We start from the raw sequence: 20,749 nt of genomic DNA, 5'->3' as shown, positions 1-20,749 counted from the left end.
CCCCCTCACCATTTCGGTCGTAATTCCCACGGTTCAGCTCTCCCTACAATCCACTCCGCTCGTTTACTTTCAATCCCTTTTATAACTCCATCAGCTATCTCTTCATGAGTAAGCCATCTTCCATATGTATCTTCTAAAATAAAACCTAAAATAATTCTATGATAACTACATCGCGTACTCCCTATTTTTTGTGCAGTCATACGTGATGCTTTACTACCTAAAATATGAAATAAACTATATGTTTTAGACGATAAATCTAGTTCTTTACAAATATTTGATAGTGCATGCTTTGCACTTGAGTGTACCCATGCAACAACTAATGTGATTGGGCCATTTTTCTCAACTGTACTTTTAATAGCTAGCTTTACATCTTCATCATTATGATAATCTAACGAAAGGCATGTAATATTTTCTGGTGTAGAACTCATCCGCTTAACATTTTCTAATTTCACTTCATCTCGCCCGATAATAGAAACATGAAACCCTTGCTCACAAAGCCACATAGAAACTCTCTTTAGCATTCCTGTTCCACCAATTACAAGTGCATGCAAATGCTATCCCTCCCTAATAAAATGTCATATGAGGTTTCTCATCTCTATAATAATTTAAACGATCTTGCAGTGTCCCTGAGTGAAACTCAAATTTATGACCGTCAGGATCAACAAAGTATATAGATTCGCAATCTCTGACATCACGTTCTCTTCCTTTTAAAATATGAACATCATTTTCTTCTAATCGCTGTATTAGATATTCAAAGTCTTCTTGTTCAACAGAAAATGCAATGTGCGTATAAGATTGATGAATCTCATTTCTCGGAATATGTGTCTCTTCATTAAGCGCTATCCATACTCCACATATGTTAAAATACGCCAATTTCCTCCCTTTAACTAATAATTCTCCTTCTAATACTTTTTCATAAAACATAATAGAGTTTTCTAAATTAGATACCGAAAAACAAATATGATTGATTCCCCTTAACAACTATAATTCCTCCTTATACAATAAAAGATGAGCGAACATTCGCTCATCTTTTATTGTACTATTTTTTTGTAATATATGCCCATTTATAACTAAAGTCCCCACCAAACGTATGATTAGCAATACCTTTTACAAATGGCTTCTCTAAATAAGCTGTACTTTGTTGGTACGTAGGAGAAATTGCTGCGTCTTGACCAATTAAGATTTTTTCAGCTTCCGCAAGTGCATTCCAGCGTGCTTTATCATCTTTTAATAGCTCTCCTTTTGATTTCGCTACTAAATCATCATACTTCGGATTAGAATAATCCATTTCATTAAATGAGCTTCCAGTAACAAACATATCAATATAAGTCATTGGATCCGGATAATCAGGGCTCCATGCAGATAATGAGAATTCATATTGGAATTTCTTTTCTAAATCTAGCTTCTGCTTGTATGGTTGCTGTTTCAAATTCACTTTAATACCAGGCAAGTTTTTCTCTAGTTCTTCTTTAATAAAGTCGCCTACTTTTTTACGGCTACCGTTATCATCGTTTAGTAATTCAACCGTAATTGTATCTTGACCAAGCTCTTTCTTCGCTTCTTCCCATAATTTTTTTGCTTTCTCTGCATTATCTTTACTATCACGGAAGTTTTTATTTACAGAGCGGAAGTCTTTTCCATCCGGACCTGTCGTGAATTTTTCAGGTACTAAGAAATATGCTGGCAATGAACCGTCATTTAAAATGACATCAGCAATTCCTTTTTTATCATATGCCAAATCAATTGCTTCACGTACTTTTTGGTTTTTAAATGTTGCATTTTTTTGGTTAAAACGCAAGAAATATATGCGTGGATCTAACTTCGTTTTAAATTCATCTGGTTTATTCTTTTTATATTTATCAACAAATTCAGAAGTTAAAATAACTCGATCTGCTTGATCACTATCATATAAATTTACTCCCGTGCTTGTTTCCTTCACAATACTTACATTAATTTCGTCTAACTTTACAGTATCTTTATCCCAATAATTAGGATTTTTCTTTAACTGATAATTTTGTTCATGTTTCCATTGACTCATTGTAAATGGTCCATTATATAATAATTTATCTGCTTCTAATCCATATTTATCTCCTTGCTCTTTCACATATTTTTCATTTAATGGGAAAAATGTAGGAAATGACGTAAGCTCAAGAAAATAAGGTGCTGGTTGCTCTAATTCTACTACCAACGTTTTATCATCCTTCGCTTTAACCCCCAATTGATCTGATGGTAATTCTCCTTTATTTACTTTCTGTGCATTTTTCACATCAAATAAGATGAATGCATATTCTGCCGCTATTGCTTTATCTAATGTACGTTGCCATGCATATACAAAATCTTGTGCTCGAACTGGATCACCATTTGACCATTTCGCATCACGTAATTCAAATGTATATGTCTTTTTATCTTCACTAATCTTCACATCTTTTGCCATGCCTGGTGTTGGTTTATTATCTTTATCTAGACGATATAAACCTTCCATTGCATTTACAAATACCCGGAAAGATACAGAATCCGTTGATTTAGATGTATCCATTGAAGGAATTTCAGCTGTTTCTAGCAAATTTAAAACTTGTTTATCTGCCATTCCCTTATTCGATTCTTTCTTCGTTGTCGAAGCCTTCTCACCATTCCCACATCCTGCAACCAATACACTCGTCGTTAACGCAAGTGCAGCAATTGTTGTTGTCTTTCTCTTCATTCTTCCTTCCCCCAATCTATATGTATAAGTTGAATCCTATATAATATATTTCATTATACAAAAGATTCTGATTATTTTAAATATTTATTTTAACAAACATAGAAAAAAGCGGTCAGAAATTTCTTTCCAGCCGCTTTTTTGAATAGCATTTACTTGTAATCCATCCTCTATATCAAATGGATTTTGGACCTTAAATATTTCTTCCATCATCTTCAAAAACTCTTCTTCATTTTTAGATTCACCATTAACCGTAAGTGAGTATGGTTCCACTTCACCCAATTTATAATCGACAACAAATTGAATCGCCACTTTTTGCCTTGGCGTTCCGGCGTTATATCCTTGGAATTCTACTAATTCTAACCCTTCCGTTCCACGATAATATATCCAACCTGAATTTTGAAAATAATTTTCGAAAGATTCACCTATTGAAAAGAAAGGATATTCATAAAGCGAGCTGGTACGAACCTTTTGAATAACGTCTCGGTCAGTCGGAAAAAAGAAATGACTAAAAAATATGCTAGCAACTGCTAAAATAGTAACAATTGTCGCTCCCATTTTGCTCGTTCCGCCGCTATCATGGATAAGATAGTTTTCAACTGATTTATCTTTTATTTCTCTTGCTTTTATTCGGTATATACGTCTTTCCGCAAATTGATAGTATAATCCATTTGCAAAAATCCCCATTCCAAACAGAATAAAAATGAGTAATAAAAACGTAAGCGGCACCATATTAATGATTGGCAACGCTACATTAAATCCCATATAATACGAAAATGCATCACACGCTACTAATAACAACATAAATAAAGCAGCTGGTACATAATACTTACGATATCCTAGCCAGCCTATATTGAAAATAGCAGCCCAACCATTCCAGCTCCACCTAGCAATCCGCTTATTCTCAAGCTCCCATTTCCTTTTGTAATACGGATATTGTCTCCCTACATATACTTCTAGTTCTTTATCTATTAACGAGCTACCTTCATCTTGTTCATTATCCAAGTTTCGCTGACAACTTGTACAATTTAACTGTTCCTCCTCGCAAGGTTGCCCACAATTTATACATTTCAAAACAATCCCTCTTCCCATCCATACGTCATTTCAAAATACCTTCGTGTTTTAATAACCACTCTTTCCTCCATAAACCACCAGCATATCCAACAAGCTTTCCACTCTTTCCTATTACACGGTGACATGGAACGATTATTGAAATTGGATTCCGACTATTTGCCCCTCCTATTGCCCGTACAGCTTTTGTATTTCCAACTTTCTCTGCAATATCTAAATATGAAGCACTTACGCCGTACGGAATAGTATAAAGTGCATCCCATACATTTTTTTGAAATGCGGTTCCCTCCGCAGACAGCGGGACCGTAAACTCTTTTCTTTTCCCTTTAAAATATTCATCTAACTCATTTATACATTGTTCTATCATTTCATTTTTATTCTCTTCTTGTCGTTCATCAACAAATATAACAGACGTAATTCCTTCTTGATTTGCTGTAATTTCTAGCAAACCTACTTCGCTTTCATAATAAGCCTGGTACATATGTCATCCTCCAATTCAGTTCATATTAGTCATTGTAACACGAATAAACAAAATTTTTCGTATAAGCGTTTTATTAGGGAAACAAAAAAGAAAATGTTAAAATATAAGAAAATTCAATCAAGGGGGCTATTTGATGAATTCCAAGCTTTTTTCACCTTATACAATTAAGAACGTTACACTAAAAAATCGTATCGTTATGTCGCCTATGTGTATGTATTCATCGGGGAATGAAGATGGCCGCGTTACGAATTTCCATCTCATTCATTATGGAACTCGCGCTGCTGGCCAAGTAGGTTTAGTTATGGTTGAAGCAACTGCGGTTTTAGCTGAAGGACGAATTTCTAACAAAGACTTAGGCATTTGGGATGACAACCTAATTGAAGGCTTACATAAAACGACTACTTTTATACATGATAACGGTGCAAAAGCTGCCATTCAACTCGCTCACGCCGGAAGAAAAGCTGAATTAGATACGAATGCTTTCGCTCCTTCTGCAATTCCTTTTAATGATACGATGAAAATACCCGTAGAAATGAATATACATCAAATCAAAGAGACTATATTAGCTTTTCAGAGGGCCGCGTTACGTTCAAAACAAGCCGGATTTGATGTTATTGAAATACACGGTGCTCACGGTTATCTTATTAATGAATTTCTTTCTCCGCTTTCCAATAAGCGGACTGATGAATATGGTGGTTCACCTGAAAACCGCTATCGTTTCTTACGCGAAATCATTGACTCGATAAATGAAGTTTGGAACGGACCGTTATTTGTCCGTATTTCAGCAAATGATTATCATCCTGACGGGTTAACAGTTCAAGATTATGTTCAGTATACAAAATGGATGAAAGAACAAGGAGTAGATTTAATTGATTGTAGCTCTGGGGCTGTTGTCCCTGCACGCATCGATGTTTATCCTGGGTATCAAGTACAATATGCTAAACATATTAAAGAGCATGCTAACATTGCAACTGGTGCAGTTGGATTGATTACGACTGGATCTCAAGCAGAGCAAATTTTAAATGATAACGAAGCAGATTTAATTTTCATCGGACGTGAGTTACTTCGCAACCCGTACTTCCCGAGAATAGCAGCCAATGAACTTGGCTTTGAATTGCAAGAACCTCACCAATATAAGCGAGCACCAGGAAAAATTCATACGAATAAATAAAACCGAGAAGTCATTCTTCTCGGTTTTATTTATTCTATCGTTGGAATTTCATTTGAATTATAAGTATGGATACCCGATTCTTCGCGCAGCGCGGTTATATACATCCCTTTCGCCACATCTTTAGCTGAAATTGGTTTATACTTTTTGAAAGCCCCTTTAAAGATAAAAGGAATAATACGAGATAACTTTTCAGCCATTCGTTCGCCGAAACGAAATTCTTGTCGATTTCCTACTAATAATGATGGTCTAAAAATGTGAATACCACCGATCACTAACTTTTGCAATTCTTCTTCCATTCTTCCTTTCACTTGTGAATAAAAGAAAAATGATTTAGGATTCGCTCCCATAGAAGACACAACAAGGAAATTTTGTACCCCTTGTTTTTCAGCTAAACAAGCAGCTCGTAACGTATATTCATAATCTACTTTTTTAAAATTTGCTTTTGTTTTTGCTTTTTTTATTGTTGTTCCTAAGCAACTAAAAACATCATCCACAGCAAAGAACTCTTTATATTCCTCTAATACCGAAAAATCAACTTGTTTCTGCTGTAACTTTTCATGTTGCCATTGCATTGGCTCTCTTACAAAAATAGTAACCGAATCATAGTAATCTGATTCAAGTAATAGACGCGTTATCTCTTGTCCAACTAAACCACTTGCACCAAGTATTAACGCTGTTCGCTTATTCATATATGCATATACCTCTTATTTTACTTTTCTCTCCTTCAGTAAAATACAACCTTCAGGAGTTTCCTGCTCTTATTTTACCACAAGTAAAACACTATGCGTACGCATAGTGTTTTACTCACTCTTTTTCTCATCTCTCTCTTGTAATTTCGTTATTGTTGTAGCGTCCCCTAAATTACTTATTAATCTTCTTAAAAAAATTAATACAAAAGATAATGGCAATACTACCGCTAATATTAATAAAATAGCTTCCATTAAGTAACCCAAGCGCTCATCCCCCTCTTTAACCTCCTTTTCAATATATGAAAACAGCGTTGTCACATATGCATGCATTTGCAAAAATAATACACTTATATTTGACAACTTTATAACAAAAACAAATCGGAATGATTATTATTTATTGCAACTTTATTAAAGATGTATTATACTAAGTTCGCAAACTAAAACGTAATTATTCCGTTTTGTATTAAAATGATATTTTTCTTCTATAATTGGGGAAAATATATCCGTAAAAAAGAAAAGAGGAGAACTTCATGCCTAAAAGATTGACTATATTTTCATTCTTACTTATTTTCACCTTAATTTTCGCTGGCTGCTCAAATAAAAAAGAAAGTAATGCCAAGAAAGATGGAAAGCTAACAGTTTATACAACGATTTTCCCACTTGCTGATTTTGCAAAGAAAATCGGTGGCGACTATGTAAATGTTGAAGCAATTTACCCACCTGGTGCAGATTCACATACATTTGAACCAAGTCAAAAACAAACAGTACAAGTTGCAAAAGCTAATTTATTCGTTTATAACGGCGCTGAATTAGAACCATTTGCTGAAAAAATGGAAAAAACATTACAAAAAGAAAATGTTAAAATTGTAAATGCATCTAAAGGTATTGAGCTTCGTGCTTCTACTGAAGAAGAGCATCATGATCATGGAGATGGCCATAAAGAAGATGAACATCATCACGATAAAGACCCGCATGTTTGGTTAGATCCTACTCTAGCAATGAAACAGGCGGAAAAAATTAAAAATGCACTTGTAGAATTACAACCTGAACATAAACAAGAATTCGAAAAAAACTTCGCAGCACTTCAAACTAAATTTACTGATTTAGACGATCAATTTAAGGCAGCTGTAGCGAACGCAAAAACGAAAGAAATTTTAGTTTCTCATGCTGCCTATGGTTACTGGGAACAACGATACGGCCTAAAACAAATTCCTATCGCTGGAATTTCAGCTTCTGATGAACCATCTCAAAAGCAGCTTGCTGACATTACAAAAACAGTAAAAGAACATAGTCTAAAATATATTTTATTCGAAACGTTCTCTACTCCAAAAGTAGCATCCGTAATTCAAAAAGAAACTGGTACAAAAGTTTTACGCTTAAATCACTTAGCTACTATTTCTGAAGATGATGCGAAAAATAATAAAGATTACTTCACTTTAATGGAAGAAAACGTAAACACATTGAAAGAAGCAATAAACTAATCCATTATATTTTCTAGGCAGCTGAATCTGGTATTCAGCTGCCTTTTTATGTATTTATCCTTGACTTGACCAAAATAACAAGTAAAATTATCCATATTAGCTTTAAAGCTATATTAATTTAGAAGGTGAGTTGGAATTATGAATCTTCACATTTGTGAAGTAACAGCAAAAAATTGGCGTTCAGTAGTTGCTTTAAACGTTACAAAAGATCAGCAACAATTTATTGAAAGTAACGCGTTTTCTTTAGCAGAATCATTATATGAAGGAAACGGAACGTCAGTAGGTTTATATGATGGAGAAACACTTGTAGGATACGCAATGTATGGATGGTATTCAGAAAAACATAAAAGCGTATGGCTCGATCGCTTTATGATTGACCAACAATATCAAGGAAAAGGATACGCAAAACGTTTCCTTCGCTTACTCATTCAATTCTTACAAGAAAAATTCGAATGTAAAATAATTTACTTAAGTTTACATCCAGACAACAAACTTGCAATGGGACTATATGAATCATTTGGTTTCCGCTTAAATGGTGATATTGATGATGAAGGTCCAGTTGTAGGTGTTGTAATGGAGTTACTAATAGACGAAAACATAAGCCTGTGAAAGCAGGCTTTTTATTATACATTTATCCCGCTATTTGCGGACAGTAAGACCCTCATCTCAAAATTCAGCGGAAGCAAAGAAGTTAGGCGGGGGGCCCTGTTGCCCGTAAAAGCCCGATTGGTGAGGGCTGATAATCAGTGGGGGATGAACAACCCCCCCCCCCACTGATTAAAGTTTCACTTTATCAATTTTTAGTTTCTTTTCCTTATTTAATTCTGTTTTGCAATCTAATAGAATGCTCATAAAAAATAAGCCTGCAATTTACGCAGACTTATTTCACACACTCCTGAAAATGTTCTTGGAACCACTCTTTATTAATATCTCTTCCGATAAAAACTACTTCACTTACTCGCTCTTCGCCCTCTTGCCACTCTCTATCGTACGAAGCGGCAAATAACGTATGTACACCTTGGAAAACGATACGTTTATCTACTCCGTCTATCGATAAAATTCCTTTGTAACGATATAAATATTCCCCTAGCTCTTGAACGACAGCTGACATCCACTCATTAAGCTTTTGTAAATCTAGCGGACGTTCTTCACGTAATACAAATGATTTCACACCTTCTAAGTGGTTATGTTCTTTATGAGGGTAAATTTGCAACGTATCTTTCGTTTTAAACGTTTGAATTTGTAATAAAGATGGTATATCTACCTCACAGTTAGTCGCCTCGATTAACTTTGCAGTCGGATTAATTCCTTGAATTTCATGCAAGAGATTTTCTTTCTCACTCTCTTCAATTAAGTCTAATTTATTTACTAAAACGACATCAGCAAACGCAATTTGCTCTTTTGCTTCTAATCCTTTTTCAAAATGTTTATGTATATGATAACTATCTACCACCGTTACAACACCATTAATTTGGTATGCAGATTGAATGACTGGATCTAAAAAGAATGTTTGAATAATCGGCCCTGGATTTGCAAGGCCAGTCGTTTCAATTACTAAACCATCAAAATCCATTTTCCCTTCTGCTTTTACGTCCAGTAACTGTTTTAAAGCAACAAGTAAATCTTCACGTACAGTACAACATAGACAACCGTTTGTCATTTCCATAATTTCTTCTTCCACATTCATAATCAACTGATTATCAATGCCAATTTGTCCTATTTCATTTACAATCACCGCTAATTTCTTACCGTGATTTTCTGATAAAATACGATTTAATAAAGTCGTTTTCCCTGATCCAAGAAAACCAGTTAATATTGTTACTGGAATCATTCCTTACATCTCCTTATAGCTATATGTTTCTACATTATAGCATATAGAGAAAATCATTTTTTTAGCAAAACATATTTATTGTATGTACGCCCTCCAAACTATATAATAATACGTAGTAAGAAAGCCTTTTCAAAATAATAATCATTCATCAAGGGGGTACTTATAATGGAACGAGTTCAAATGAATGAAACGCTAGAATTCTCTCGTATTATTCAAGGATTTTGGCGTTTAGCAGAATGGAATATGACGAAACAAGAATTACTTTCTTTCATTGAAGATTGTATGGATATGGGAATTACTACTTTTGATCACGCTGACATTTACGGCGGATATACGTGTGAAGGGTTGTTTGGAGAAGCTTTACAATTAAAGCCTTCCTTACGAGAAAACATGCAAATTATTACAAAGTGTGGAATCGCTCCCCCATCACCAAAATTTCCAGAGCGATATGTTGCTCACTACAATACTAGTGCAGAGCACATTATTCAAAGTGCAGAAGCATCACTAAAAAATTTACATACAGATTATATTGACGTATTACTTATTCATCGTCCCGACCCTTTTATGGATCCAAATGAAGTGGCAAAGGCATTTTCACAATTAAAACAAGACGGAAAAGTTCGTCACTTCGGTGTATCTAACTTCTTACCTTCACAATTTAATATGTTAAGTTCTTACTTAGATTTCCCGCTTATTACGAACCAAATTGAAGTTTCTGCATTGCAGCTTGAGCACTTTCAAAAAGGGACAATTGATTTATGCCAAGAAAAACGAATCAATCCAATGATTTGGTCACCTCTTGCTGGTCGGGAAATCTTTACTGGTCAATCAGAACGCGCCGTACGTGTACGTGAAACTGTGCAAAAAGTTGCTACTGAGCTCGGTGTTACTAGTATCGATACGGTTATGTATGCTTGGTTACTTGCGCATCCAGCTAACATGATACCAATCGTTGGATCTGGTAAATTAGATCGTGTAAAAACGGCCGCTCTTGCTACAAACGTTAACTTAGATCGTCAACAATGGTTTACAATTTTCGAAAGCTCTAATGGACATCCTGTACCATAATACACAAAAAGAAGAGCTGTTTCTTACAGCTCTTCTTTTTTATATGTATTTCTCGTCATTGCAAATACACACATATCCCTTAATCCATTTCCATCTACTGCAACACTCGCACTTTCTAAAATCCCCTCTAATTTAAAGCCCAATTTCTCAGGTATCGCTCTACTCTTTTTATTTAGAGAATCACAACGAATTTCTACACGGTTTGCTTTCAATTCAGAAAAAGCATAATCCGTTATACCTTTCGCAGCCTCTACCATATAGCCTTTTCCGCTAAACCTTGTATCAATCCAATATCCGATTTCAAATTGAGGTATATCCCAATTAATGCGATGTAATCCGGCAGAAGCAATAAATTCACCTGTTTCTTTCGAAAATACTAGTAATCTTAAATCCTCACGTTGCAAAAATTGAATATGCGATTTTCTAATACTCTCTTCTATTTCTTCCTCTGTTTGCTCTTTTTGTGCAAAAGCCATCCAAGGTTTTAGTTCTTGTATTGAAGCTTGAATTGCATCATATACAACTTTACCATCTCCTGGTTTCGACATTCGAATAAAAAGCCTGTCAGTATAAAATTCAGAAGGAAAATCGAATAATAACGGATTCACTGTAAACACTCCCTATAATTCTTTTATATATAATAATATCCATCTCAAGTTATATAGTAAAGAATTTTCTGAATTAAATACATTTTACTCATTCACTTCCATCGCTACACGAATTCCAGATTCAATCGTACCTTGAATCCATCCGTGATATAGCGTTGTATGATCTCCAGCGAAGAATATTCTCCCCTCTGGTTTGACAATCGCTGGTTGTAGCTCAGATTCTTGACCTGCTTGAAAAAGCGCAAATCCTCCAAGCGCATACGGATCCAATGTCCAGCTTTTTGATATTCCAGATATGAACTCATCATACACTTGACCATCTAATATTGTTGCTAAGTTGTGTAAGGCGTAATAAATACGATCGCCTTTTGATAAACCATCCCATAACAATGCATCGTAAGACCATGTATAGCTACCTAACATCATAGCAGGTCCTTTTTCTCCAATTCCATGACTTGGATAATAGGCATAACGAATTGGCAAATCTGTTATAATTCTGCCACCTAATTGCCCTTGTTCTTCCCAAAATCTGCTTTTAAATTGAATTCCTATTTTCGTCGCAGGCATGTAATGCAATTCACGAATTGCTTTCCATTTTTCATGAGATATAGAATCAAACGGATCTACTTCTACAAAACGCATTGTCGAAAACGGGATAGTAACAATAACTAAATCTCCTGTAATACTACTATATTCAAAAGTTTCCTCGTTCCGATAGAAAGCTGTCACACCATTATCGTGTTGATGTAACTTCATTAATTTTTGATTATATATAATATTTTCTTCTAATTGCGGTAAAAATGACTTTGGTAATCTATCATTCCCGCCCATAATTTCACAAAATCCGCTCTCCTCTTGCATAATGTATAGAAATCGTAAAGTCTCTACAAACGACCGTTCTAAAAAACCTTCTAAATCTAATAGAACACCGATCATCTCAATTGTTACTGGCGAAAAGTAAGTATTATACTGATAAGGGTGATACTTTAAAAATTGTCCTGTGGAATATCTCCCAAAATCCTTCACTACAACATCCCAATTTTCCTCTGGATTTCTTTTAATAAAATTTATTATCGGCTGTACTGCTAATAACAATAGTTCTTCAGACGTTTTTCCCACTTCGTTCATTTCCACAGGATACCTTAAAATACTCGGATCCTTTTCATATTGTTTCAACGTCGTTTTCCGTCCATTTACATAGATAATATCCGTCTCATTCCTATTAATAAAAGGGCTCACCTGTAGCCCAAATTTTCTTATATATGCCATCGTTAATCTATGCGTATACGGAATTCTCATTGCTCCAACATCTAAATATAATCCGGTATCTTCCATTCTAACTGTCTCTATACGGCCACCTACCCGGTTGTTTGCTTCAAAAATTTTCACATCATGTCCTGCAGCCTTTAATAAAGATGCTGAAACTAATCCAGCCATACCAGCTCCCACTACAATAATTTGTTTTGGATTTATCGTCTTCTTCAATCCTTTATCTATAACTTTTAACGCTTCATCCATTTCAGTGTTATACATTATATCTTTCTGCACAATTCCACCCCTTATTTCATCAAATGGACGTTAGTGGTTTAGTGCATTTTATTCATAGATCCCCATAAACATAACACCATTGCAATTTGAATATTCACTAAAAATACATAAGAGACAGATTTCATATTTCTTTATGCTTCGTATAATATAGCAACTGCAAAGAAGGAGTGGTTAAAAATGAAACATACTTATGACTACCATGCTACAAAAAAACATTTAGAATTAAAGAAACAAAACTTATGTAAAAAACTTAGCAATATGACACTATCTGAAAAAGAACGTGAACAGCTAAAACGTGAAATTGACAACTATGAATATATTTTAAATCTAGTCGAAATGAATCATTATGAACGCGGATTTTCTCGTTAAAAACGGAAATAAGATTATCCGCTTTTCATTTTGAGCATTTCGCTACGCATTTTTCATAAGTAAATATATAATAGGATGTACATTAAGATTGAGAGGTATATTCTATGATCAAGTTAAGTGTATTAGACCAATCACCTATTTCAGATGGTAGCACAGCAGCCCAAGCTTTTTCACATACAGTTACGCTTGCACAAGAAGTTGAAAAACTCGGATTCACACGTTTTTGGGTATCCGAACATCATAATTCCGTAAGCTTAGCTGGTTCAAGTCCAGAAATACTTATTTCTCATATTGCCACGAAAACGGACCATATTAGAGTAGGTTCAGGTGGTGTTATGTTACCGCATTATAGCCCATATAAAGTTGCTGAGAATTTCCGGGTTTTAGAAGCACTGTATCCAAATCGTATCGATCTCGGTGTTGGTAGAGCCCCTGGTGGTATGCCAATAGCAACTCGCGCACTTCAAGAAGGGAAAATGGTCTCACTTGATCAATATCCAGAACAAATTGCAGACGTTGCAATGTACATACATGATCAAGTACCAGAAAACCATCATTATGCAAACTTAAAAGCCACTCCAGTTATCCCAACATCTCCTGAAATGTGGATGCTCGGTTCTAGTGGAGAGAGCGCTAAAATTGCTGCAAACAACGGAGCTTCTTTCGCATTTGCACAATTTATTAATGGCTTTGGAGGCCCTGAAGTTATGAGGGCTTACCAAGAACAATATCAGCCTTCATTTTTAGGAGATAAACCAAAGTCAATCGTTGCTATTTTTGTTATTTGCGGAGAAACAAATGAAGAAGCAGAAAAAATTGCTTCTAGTTTAGATTTATCAATCTTATTATTAGAGCAAGGAAAACGAACTACTGGTACACCTTCTATTGAAACTGCTCAAAATTATTCATACAGCGCTTATGATTTATTCCGTATAAAAGAAAATCGTCAACGTATGATTGTTGGTGATCCGTCTTCTGTAAAAGAAAAAATAATAAACTTAAGCAAAGCATACAATACTGACGAATTTATGATTGTCACGATTACTCATCAATTCGAACATAAATTAAAGTCTTATCGCTTACTAGCAAATGCTTTTAATTTATAATTCTAAAAAGAGATGCATCACATATGATGCATCTCTTTTTCTTACTACTTATTGTTTTCATTTCCTATATATTCAATAGCTTCTTTTAATAGCTCATCAAAGTTAATAGGATAATTATGATCTAAGTCAGGCACAACTTTATACTTATGTTCTATATTCTTATCTCTTAATAGTTGTACAAATTGCTGCACGGATTCGAAACAATCTTCATCTTGATCCCCGCATACTATATATCCTTTTATCTGTTTATCCTGCAGCACACTCAACAACTCATCCCATTCTTCAATCTTGGGAAGCCAGGGTGCCATAAAAACAAAACCATCTACATCTATATCTTTTTGTAAAATCGTATATAAAGCTACTCTTGCCCCTGTAGAAAAACCACCAATTATTACATTTTCTACTGTATGATTTTCTATAAACTTATTGTAATGCTCTTTTAATTCCCCTTTCCCTCTCTCTAGATCATCCCAAACAAATCCATCTGAAAACTGAATTTGTGAAGACTGTGGTAAAGCTAACGTGTAATCTTGTGTCAAAACTGATTTCCAATATGGCTCTACTATTTGAATATTTTCTTGATCACCATGTAATGTAAGTAGTAGATTTCCCTCTTTCTTGCTGTATATATATTTCACGTCTGGTCTTTCCGTTTTATATGCTAATTCTTCTCTTTCTTTACATAATTGAACCATTGTATGAAATTCTTCAAATTTATGTAGTGATTTTAAATCATCGTCCGAAATTAAATACTCATTTCCATACCAGAATCCCTTTTCTATAATGGCCTCTCTCATTAAATGTAATGCTTCTTTTTCAAGTCCCGATGCACCTGCGAGCGCATACTTAAAATTATATATTTGCGCCTCATTCCCTATTACACCTGTAGCATTTTCCATTATATAATTGTACGCTTCAAAACTTCCTTTATTTGCATAACAACGTAGCGTTTCATTTAATAATTGAATGTAAGTCATACTATTTTTCATGTACCAATTCCCCCGAAACCTTTTATAATATTTTTTTGCGAATCTTTATACCACTTTGTATAACCCACGCTAACAATATCTTATTCTCAGAATGATGCTTAATAGTTACTCTTCCCTGTCCAATGCATTTAGTATAAATAAAAATAGACTGAAAAATCAATATTTTAACAAACAAAAAAAGACAACAATATATGTATTGTTGTTTTCATTACATCTACCCGCTCTTTTGTTTTTTTCTATCTGGTTTACTTGAAACTAAATAATGTTTTTCTGAAATATATAAGTCTCTTTTTAAGCTACGATTTAAGTAAGGTCCTAGTTTCATTCCGCATATGAGGCGATCTTCGCTACCTTCAACAATTGGGAACATTTCTTTTTCTGTTACGTATTGATCTACTGCTTTTTGTACGACATCAATTTCTTTCACTAGGTTTAAATTTTCTGCTGTATGTTCAAATACCTCAAGCGTTTCCTTCGTTATGAGAAAATCATTTGTTGGAAATGCAGGTAAATACGGTTTTAACAAATCATAATTCACTGTATAATCGTCATTTACTAATACTGTATAAACAATATTAGCATTCGTTTCTAAAAACTGAGCCATCGCTTGTTCTAATTCATCTTTCGTAATTTCCCGCTCTTCTTTTCCAGTTCTGAAAAAGCGAAACATCGCATCGCCTCCTTTTTACTATATTATAGCATAAAAGAAAACTGAAAAATCATAAAAAAACCCATTGAAATAATTTTTCAATGGGTTTCTATATATTTATCGTTATTTTAAGAATGCACTTAGCATCCATACATGTTGTTCTAATGTTGTATGAATTGCTAACAACATGTCAGCTGATGTTTCATCGCCAGCTTCGCCCGCAACTTCCATACCTTCTTTTAATTCTTGAATAAGTGCAGAATAATCATTCACTAATGTTTGCACCATTTCTTCTGCAGATTCTTTGCTTGTCCCTTCGCTGACACTAGATGTTGCGAGATATTCTTTCATTGTCGCTAATGGTTTACCTTCTAAAGCTAAAATACGTTCTGCTAACTCATCAATATACGTTCCAGCTTCATTATAAAACTCTTCAAATTTCTCATGTAATGTAAAGAAGTGTGGCCCTGTCACATACCAGTGATAATTATGTAGTTTCACATATAACACATTCCAGTTTGCTACCTGCTTGTTTAATACTTCAACAACATTTGTTTTCGTACTCATACAACCCACTCCTCTTATCATTTTGTAATGTTTATCTTTTAATAACCTAATTACATTTTACCATACATTTCCTTTCCTTTCGAACAATCGGCTTATATGTAACAAAGTTTTAACACCTTTAATACTTCCCTAATATCATTTAATTCATGTATTTTTTCAAACACTTCATACGTCTAATTGTCCAAGCTCATACATATGCATAATAGTACATCAAGCTCATCATAGTAGAAAGAGGGATAACATGGACAATCAACAATGGCAAGTAGCAAAGAAAGTAGCTGCTACTTATATCGGAACTGTCGTTGGAGCTGGATTTGCTACTGGACGAGAAATTGTTGAATTTTTCACAGTGAATGGATTATACGGGACAATTGGCATATGTGTAAGTGGATTTTTTTTTATTTGGCTCGGCACAAAGATGATGTTACTTTCATCGCAAATTGGGGCATTTTCAGCGCAAGAATTTAACAAATATTTATTTGGGGATGTATTTGGGAATGTTGTAAACACATTATTATTACTCGTTTTATTCGGCGTAACGAGCGTTATGTTATCAGGGGCTGGTGCAGTATTTGAAGAGCAACTTCGCTTACCAAGACAACTCGGTATTCTCATTACAGTTATCGCTTGTCTCATTATAAGTAGCCGCGGATTACAAGGTGTTTTTGAAGTAAATACACTTGTCGTACCTATTATGATGATTTTTATTATCGGACTTGCTATTACAACCTTTTTTCACGGTACACCTTCCATTAATAACACTATTCCTGCAGAGAGTTGGAATATGAAATGGATTACTAGCCCTATTACATATGTCGCCTTAAATCTTTCTCTCGCCCAAAGTGTTCTCGTCCCATTAGCCAGTGAAGTTAAGGATCGAAAAGCCATTTTTTGGGGTGGGATTTTAGGGGGTGCTGGACTTTCTTTAATTTTATTATGCAGCCATTTAGCAATCTTATCAGTCGATCAATTTTATCAATATAACATCCCAATGGCTGAAGTCATAAGAAGATTTAATGCAACTTTTCACTTCTTCTTCGTTCTCATTATTTTCGGTGAAGTTTTCACAACTTTAGTTGGTAATGTGTTCGGAATGACAAAACAGATGCAATCTATTACTGGGTGGAAAAATAACAATATTATTTTCTTTATTTTACTAATTAGTTATTGCTTTAGTTACATCGGTTACAGTGACTTACTTCACATTCTATATCCTATCATCGGATGGGTAAGTATTGTTATACTTCCAATCATTGCATTTAAACAACTTCAAAAAACATAAAAAAGCATCCATGTTATTGGATGCTTTTTTATGTTCATTCACAATCATCACATACTTCCCAGTACGGCCCCATTTCTAATGCTAAATACGGCTTTAATTGCAACCGAATCATTCGACTAGGCATGCGCTCTAAAACAAATTGAATACCCTCTTCCTCTTCGTCTAATTCAACTTTTGAAATCGCAATTCTTTGCATAGTCGTAATGGGAATTCCATCTTTATATAAAGTGATTTTCACCTCATCGTATTCATTAAAATACAATTCGACACTCATTTGATTTTTCAGAATTTCATCAACAATTTTATATGTATCATTTTGTTCTTGGATTATATATTTCCATCCGCCTCTATCTTCTTTCGGAGCTGTTTGAAATAATGTCTCCAAATCCTCGTATAGCATAAGATAACCCCTCTCTTACTAAAAACGATGAGTATTTTATATACCCTTTATCTCTATCACTATCCATAGCTATTGTACCATATATCACCGTTCTTACCGTATTCATTTGCTTCATACATACTTATAAAATAACTAATTCTATCTCCATTATTATGTATATTACCTCATTACTCCATACCCTCTTACAAGTTCAAATAACATCAGACTTTAATCAATGCAAATATTGTCTACAGTCTGCTTTTATTAGCTCACAGCATTCACACTTTTACATATAGTAAGACTAACACAAATAAAAAAGGAGAGTGACTTATACCACTCCCCTTAAAAGAACTTCCCTATAGCTGCTAAAACTAATACGATTATTAACATTGCGAATAATAATGAGACAATGAAACTAAAAATAGGTAACGCTTTCTTTTCATTCTTCTTAAATAGTAACTTTAAACTAAGAAAAATATTTACTGGTACAAGTATAAAATAAAAATATTTAACAATTTGCACCGAGCTATTCGAAAGTGTTTTTAATATAAACACTTCAATTAGAAAAACAATAAAAAATGAAATACTTAGCCAAAATGAAACGTAACTAAGCCAAGAATGTCTTTTTGTCCCCCAGTACACTCCCATAATACTCTCCTTTTATTTGTATTCTATAGGTTAACAATTATACACAAAGCTAACAAATACCTCTATTTTTCGACAAATATTATGCAAAATACCATTTTAAACGTCATAAGAGGACTCTACATCCCACATTTAAATTTACATAATAAAACAGACTACCCCAATACATACTGCTATTTTAGGGACAGCCTGTTCTCTGTTAAACTTTAAATCTATCAATTAGTCCTTGTAACTCTTCAGCCATTTGAGATAACGTGCCCGCTGCGGATCCAATTTCCTCCATCGAAGCTAGCTGTTCTTCAGCTGAAGCCGCAACATTTTGTGTGCTTGTTGCATTATTTTGTGCTGTCATTGCAATTTGTCCTACCGAAATAGATACTTCATTTGCCCCTTTTGACATTCCATTAGCCGTTTCAACCATCGTCTTAATTTGATTAGCTATTTCATTTGTAGATTGTAAAATTTCAGCAAAGTTTTGCTTCGTTTCATTTGCGATAACAAGTCCAGATTGAACTTCCTCATTTACATGATTCATAGATTTGACTGTCTTACCCATATCATCTTGTATTTCACATATTAATTTACTAATTTCACTAGAAGATACGCTAGACTGCTCTGCCAATTTACGCACTTCATCTGCAACAATCGCGAAACCTCTTCCATGCTCACCGGCTCTTGCAGCTTCAATCGCCGCATTTAGAGCTAGAAGGTTTGTTTGATCTGCAATATTTTGAATTACTTCTAAAATATCACCAATTTGTTTTGATTTATTATTTAGTAATTGTATAACTGCATCTGATTGTGACACAGATTCTGCAATAGACTGCATCTGGTTTACTGTTCTTCCTACTAGTTTCCCACCATCTTCTGCTTTTTCACGAGTATGTGCAGAAGCCGTATTAATAGATGATGAACTATTTGCTACATGCTGAATTCCTTCCGTTACATCAAACAGTAACATAGCGCCATTTTCTACGCTTGTTGTTTGCGTCGTTGCCCCACTTGATATTTCATCCATTGCGATTGTGATTTGCTCAGTCGCTTCACTTGCTTGCCTTACACTTGCAGTTAGCTCTTCTGATGCCGCTGCAACATGCCCAGCTGAATCGTTAATTCTTCCGATTAACGTCCGTAACGAATTCGTCATCTCATTAAAGCCTTTAGCAAGTTGGCCGATTTCATCATTAGAATGAATTTCAATTGTTTGCGTTAAATCCCCTTCACTTATTTCTTTAGAGGTAACAACTAATCTCTTTAAAGGCTTCGTAATTGAAAGTGTTACAAAATAAATAAGTGCTCCACCTATTACTAATGAGATAAGCATAACAATTAACATATTATAAAATACAGGTTGAGCAGCTTCAATTACTTCACTTGAGTACATAGTCCCACCAATTTTCCAACCTGTTTTTACATTTGTAGCAAATACCATATTCTTTTCACTACCGCCATAAGAATATGAAAAAGCACCGTGATTATCTTCATAAATTTTCTTTGCCCAAGAATCAGCCGCTTTTTCCCCTGACTTTTCTTGTGGATGAGCAATTATTTTTTTCTTTCCATCTAAAATGAAGGCATATCCTTTTTTACCAATATTAATTAACTTTGATGTTTTTAATAAATTATCTAAACTTAAATCTAGCGCAACAACCCCATTTTTATCTTCTGTTTGTTTTGCGATTGTTACGACAATATGTCCATTTCCTTTTGCCTTATATGGCTCAGTAACAACAATACCACCTTGTTTTGCAACTGCATCTTTATACCAAGAACGCTCTGTTGGATCATAGTCTGCTGCCATTTGTATATTTGGTTCTTGTACAAATTTTTTATCATTTCCGGCAACATATACTTGTTCAATATCTTTATTTAAATTTATATATTGAGATAACATTTTTCTTAATTCATCCTGATTATCTCCTTGATACATATTCCCCTGAATCACCCGTGCAAAATTATTCACATCATTAAATTTCGCATCAATCATTTGATTGATTAAATTATCCAGTATTTTTATATTATCGTTAGCACTACTCTTAATTTGTGATTCAAAATTCTTTTTGGCTGTTTGATAAGACATGCCTCCGATAATAGACACAGCCGCAATTAAAATTACA

General features: G+C 34.4%; 23 protein-coding genes and 1 pseudogene. 7 read left to right on the top strand and 17 right to left on the bottom strand.

The features are described from left to right. Positions 1–5 precede the first annotated feature (5 nt). The 5 genes from JFU02_RS29595 to JFU02_RS29575 all read right to left on the bottom strand — a co-directional run bounded on the left by JFU02_RS29595 (position 6) and on the right by JFU02_RS29575 (position 4,250). The gene (locus tag JFU02_RS29595; RefSeq protein ID WP_000543155.1) at positions 6–551 is read right to left on the bottom strand and encodes a short-chain dehydrogenase; all 546 of its coding nucleotides are present in this window, start codon (positions 549–551) and stop codon (positions 6–8) included. Between the two features lie 13 nt (positions 552–564). Continuing rightward, a complete protein-coding gene (gene fosB, locus JFU02_RS29590) occupies positions 565–981 on the bottom strand; it encodes a FosBx1 family fosfomycin resistance bacillithiol transferase (protein ID WP_000943764.1) in 417 nt (138 codons plus the stop codon). 58 nt (positions 982–1,039) lie between these two features. Then, the gene (locus JFU02_RS29585) at positions 1,040–2,701 is read right to left on the bottom strand and encodes a peptide ABC transporter substrate-binding protein (RefSeq protein WP_061667472.1); all 1,662 of its coding nucleotides are present in this window, start codon (positions 2,699–2,701) and stop codon (positions 1,040–1,042) included. Between the two features lie 84 nt (positions 2,702–2,785). Then, positions 2,786–3,790, bottom strand: a complete 1,005-nt coding sequence (locus tag JFU02_RS29580) for a DUF2628 domain-containing protein (RefSeq protein WP_080546805.1) — start codon at positions 3,788–3,790, stop codon at positions 2,786–2,788. A 7-nt stretch (positions 3,791–3,797) separates the two neighbouring features. Next, positions 3,798–4,250 carry a methylated-DNA--[protein]-cysteine S-methyltransferase gene (locus JFU02_RS29575; protein WP_000283913.1) on the bottom strand — a complete coding sequence of 151 codons (453 nt, stop codon included), beginning with the start codon at positions 4,248–4,250 and terminating at the stop codon, positions 3,798–3,800. Between the two features lie 133 nt (positions 4,251–4,383). Between JFU02_RS29575 and namA the strand changes: the two genes are divergently transcribed. Further along, positions 4,384–5,421 (top strand): NADPH dehydrogenase NamA, encoded by a 1,038-nt coding sequence (namA, locus tag JFU02_RS29570; RefSeq protein WP_098301073.1) that lies wholly within the window; start codon positions 4,384–4,386, stop codon positions 5,419–5,421. A gap of 29 nt (positions 5,422–5,450) precedes the next feature. Here the strand turns inward: namA and JFU02_RS29565 are convergent, their stop codons facing one another. Both JFU02_RS29565 and JFU02_RS29560 read right to left on the bottom strand, forming a co-directional pair. After that, positions 5,451–6,110, bottom strand: coding sequence for an oxidoreductase (locus tag JFU02_RS29565; RefSeq protein ID WP_001042739.1), 660 nt, complete (start codon positions 6,108–6,110; stop codon positions 5,451–5,453). Positions 6,111–6,221: 111 nt separating this feature from the next. Continuing rightward, complete coding sequence (locus tag JFU02_RS29560) at positions 6,222–6,374, bottom strand: hypothetical protein (RefSeq protein WP_201072023.1); 153 nt, start codon at positions 6,372–6,374, stop codon at positions 6,222–6,224. A gap of 266 nt (positions 6,375–6,640) precedes the next feature. Between JFU02_RS29560 and JFU02_RS29555 the strand changes: the two genes are divergently transcribed. Continuing rightward, the gene (locus JFU02_RS29555; protein WP_001126156.1) at positions 6,641–7,591 is read left to right on the top strand and encodes a metal ABC transporter substrate-binding protein; all 951 of its coding nucleotides are present in this window, start codon (positions 6,641–6,643) and stop codon (positions 7,589–7,591) included. 138 nt (positions 7,592–7,729) lie between these two features. Then, positions 7,730–8,200 (top strand): GNAT family N-acetyltransferase, encoded by a 471-nt coding sequence (locus JFU02_RS29550; RefSeq protein WP_001048683.1) that lies wholly within the window; start codon positions 7,730–7,732, stop codon positions 8,198–8,200. Positions 8,201–8,471: 271 nt separating this feature from the next. Here the strand turns inward: JFU02_RS29550 and JFU02_RS29545 are convergent, their stop codons facing one another. Further along, on the bottom strand, positions 8,472–9,422 hold the full coding sequence (locus tag JFU02_RS29545; protein WP_000613427.1) for a CobW family GTP-binding protein: 951 nt from the start codon (positions 9,420–9,422) through the stop codon (positions 8,472–8,474). Between the two features lie 165 nt (positions 9,423–9,587). On the opposite strand from JFU02_RS29545, the gene JFU02_RS29540 reads away from it, so the two are divergent. Beyond that, positions 9,588–10,490 (top strand): aldo/keto reductase, encoded by a 903-nt coding sequence (locus tag JFU02_RS29540; RefSeq protein ID WP_201072020.1) that lies wholly within the window; start codon positions 9,588–9,590, stop codon positions 10,488–10,490. Between the two features lie 23 nt (positions 10,491–10,513). Here JFU02_RS29540 and JFU02_RS29535 read toward each other — a convergent pair whose 3' ends face one another. Then, a complete protein-coding gene (locus JFU02_RS29535) occupies positions 10,514–11,098 on the bottom strand; it encodes a GNAT family N-acetyltransferase (RefSeq protein ID WP_001068753.1) in 585 nt (194 codons plus the stop codon). An 84-nt stretch (positions 11,099–11,182) separates the two neighbouring features. Then, positions 11,183–12,646 (bottom strand): FAD-dependent oxidoreductase, encoded by a 1,464-nt coding sequence (locus JFU02_RS29530; RefSeq protein ID WP_201072017.1) that lies wholly within the window; start codon positions 12,644–12,646, stop codon positions 11,183–11,185. A 177-nt stretch (positions 12,647–12,823) separates the two neighbouring features. On the opposite strand from JFU02_RS29530, the gene JFU02_RS29525 reads away from it, so the two are divergent. Further along, a complete protein-coding gene (locus JFU02_RS29525) occupies positions 12,824–13,015 on the top strand; it encodes a DUF3896 domain-containing protein (protein WP_000683368.1) in 192 nt (63 codons plus the stop codon). Positions 13,016–13,119: 104 nt separating this feature from the next. Next, entirely contained in the window at positions 13,120–14,121 is a 1,002-nt protein-coding gene (locus tag JFU02_RS29520) for an LLM class flavin-dependent oxidoreductase (RefSeq protein WP_000594050.1), read from the top strand. Positions 14,122–14,165: 44 nt separating this feature from the next. Here the strand turns inward: JFU02_RS29520 and JFU02_RS29515 are convergent, their stop codons facing one another. From JFU02_RS29515 to JFU02_RS29505, 3 genes are all read right to left on the bottom strand, one after another. Further along, positions 14,166–15,110: an alpha/beta hydrolase gene (locus JFU02_RS29515; protein WP_000798309.1), complete on the bottom strand. Its 945-nt coding sequence runs from the start codon at positions 15,108–15,110 to the stop codon at positions 14,166–14,168. Positions 15,111–15,324: 214 nt separating this feature from the next. Continuing rightward, entirely contained in the window at positions 15,325–15,780 is a 456-nt protein-coding gene (locus tag JFU02_RS29510) for a DUF3939 domain-containing protein (RefSeq protein ID WP_000488205.1), read from the bottom strand. Between the two features lie 102 nt (positions 15,781–15,882). Then, the gene (locus tag JFU02_RS29505; protein WP_000105199.1) at positions 15,883–16,326 is read right to left on the bottom strand and encodes a Dps family protein; all 444 of its coding nucleotides are present in this window, start codon (positions 16,324–16,326) and stop codon (positions 15,883–15,885) included. Positions 16,327–16,567: 241 nt separating this feature from the next. Between JFU02_RS29505 and JFU02_RS29500 the strand changes: the two genes are divergently transcribed. After that, positions 16,568–17,608 (top strand): YkvI family membrane protein, encoded by a 1,041-nt coding sequence (locus JFU02_RS29500; protein ID WP_000370209.1) that lies wholly within the window; start codon positions 16,568–16,570, stop codon positions 17,606–17,608. A 34-nt stretch (positions 17,609–17,642) separates the two neighbouring features. Here JFU02_RS29500 and JFU02_RS29495 read toward each other — a convergent pair whose 3' ends face one another. The 4 genes and pseudogenes from JFU02_RS29495 to JFU02_RS32840 form a co-directional block, all read right to left on the bottom strand. Next, the gene (locus tag JFU02_RS29495; protein ID WP_000965065.1) at positions 17,643–18,008 is read right to left on the bottom strand and encodes a DUF3979 family protein; all 366 of its coding nucleotides are present in this window, start codon (positions 18,006–18,008) and stop codon (positions 17,643–17,645) included. 321 nt (positions 18,009–18,329) lie between these two features. Beyond that, complete coding sequence (locus JFU02_RS29490) at positions 18,330–18,635, bottom strand: hypothetical protein (protein WP_061667468.1); 306 nt, start codon at positions 18,633–18,635, stop codon at positions 18,330–18,332. 196 nt (positions 18,636–18,831) lie between these two features. After that, complete coding sequence (locus JFU02_RS32845) at positions 18,832–19,650, bottom strand: methyl-accepting chemotaxis protein (RefSeq protein WP_406741423.1); 819 nt, start codon at positions 19,648–19,650, stop codon at positions 18,832–18,834. Positions 19,651–19,773: 123 nt separating this feature from the next. Then, a pseudogene (locus JFU02_RS32840) lies at positions 19,774–20,712 on the bottom strand (HAMP domain-containing protein); the annotation flags it as partial. Positions 20,713–20,749 lie beyond the last annotated feature (37 nt).

Origin of the sequence: Bacillus sp. TH13, assembly GCF_016651175.1 — a bacterium.
Classification (GTDB): domain Bacteria; phylum Bacillota; class Bacilli; order Bacillales; family Bacillaceae_G; genus Bacillus_A; species Bacillus_A thuringiensis_S.
This window is presented reverse-complemented; position numbering and strand designations above follow the sequence as displayed.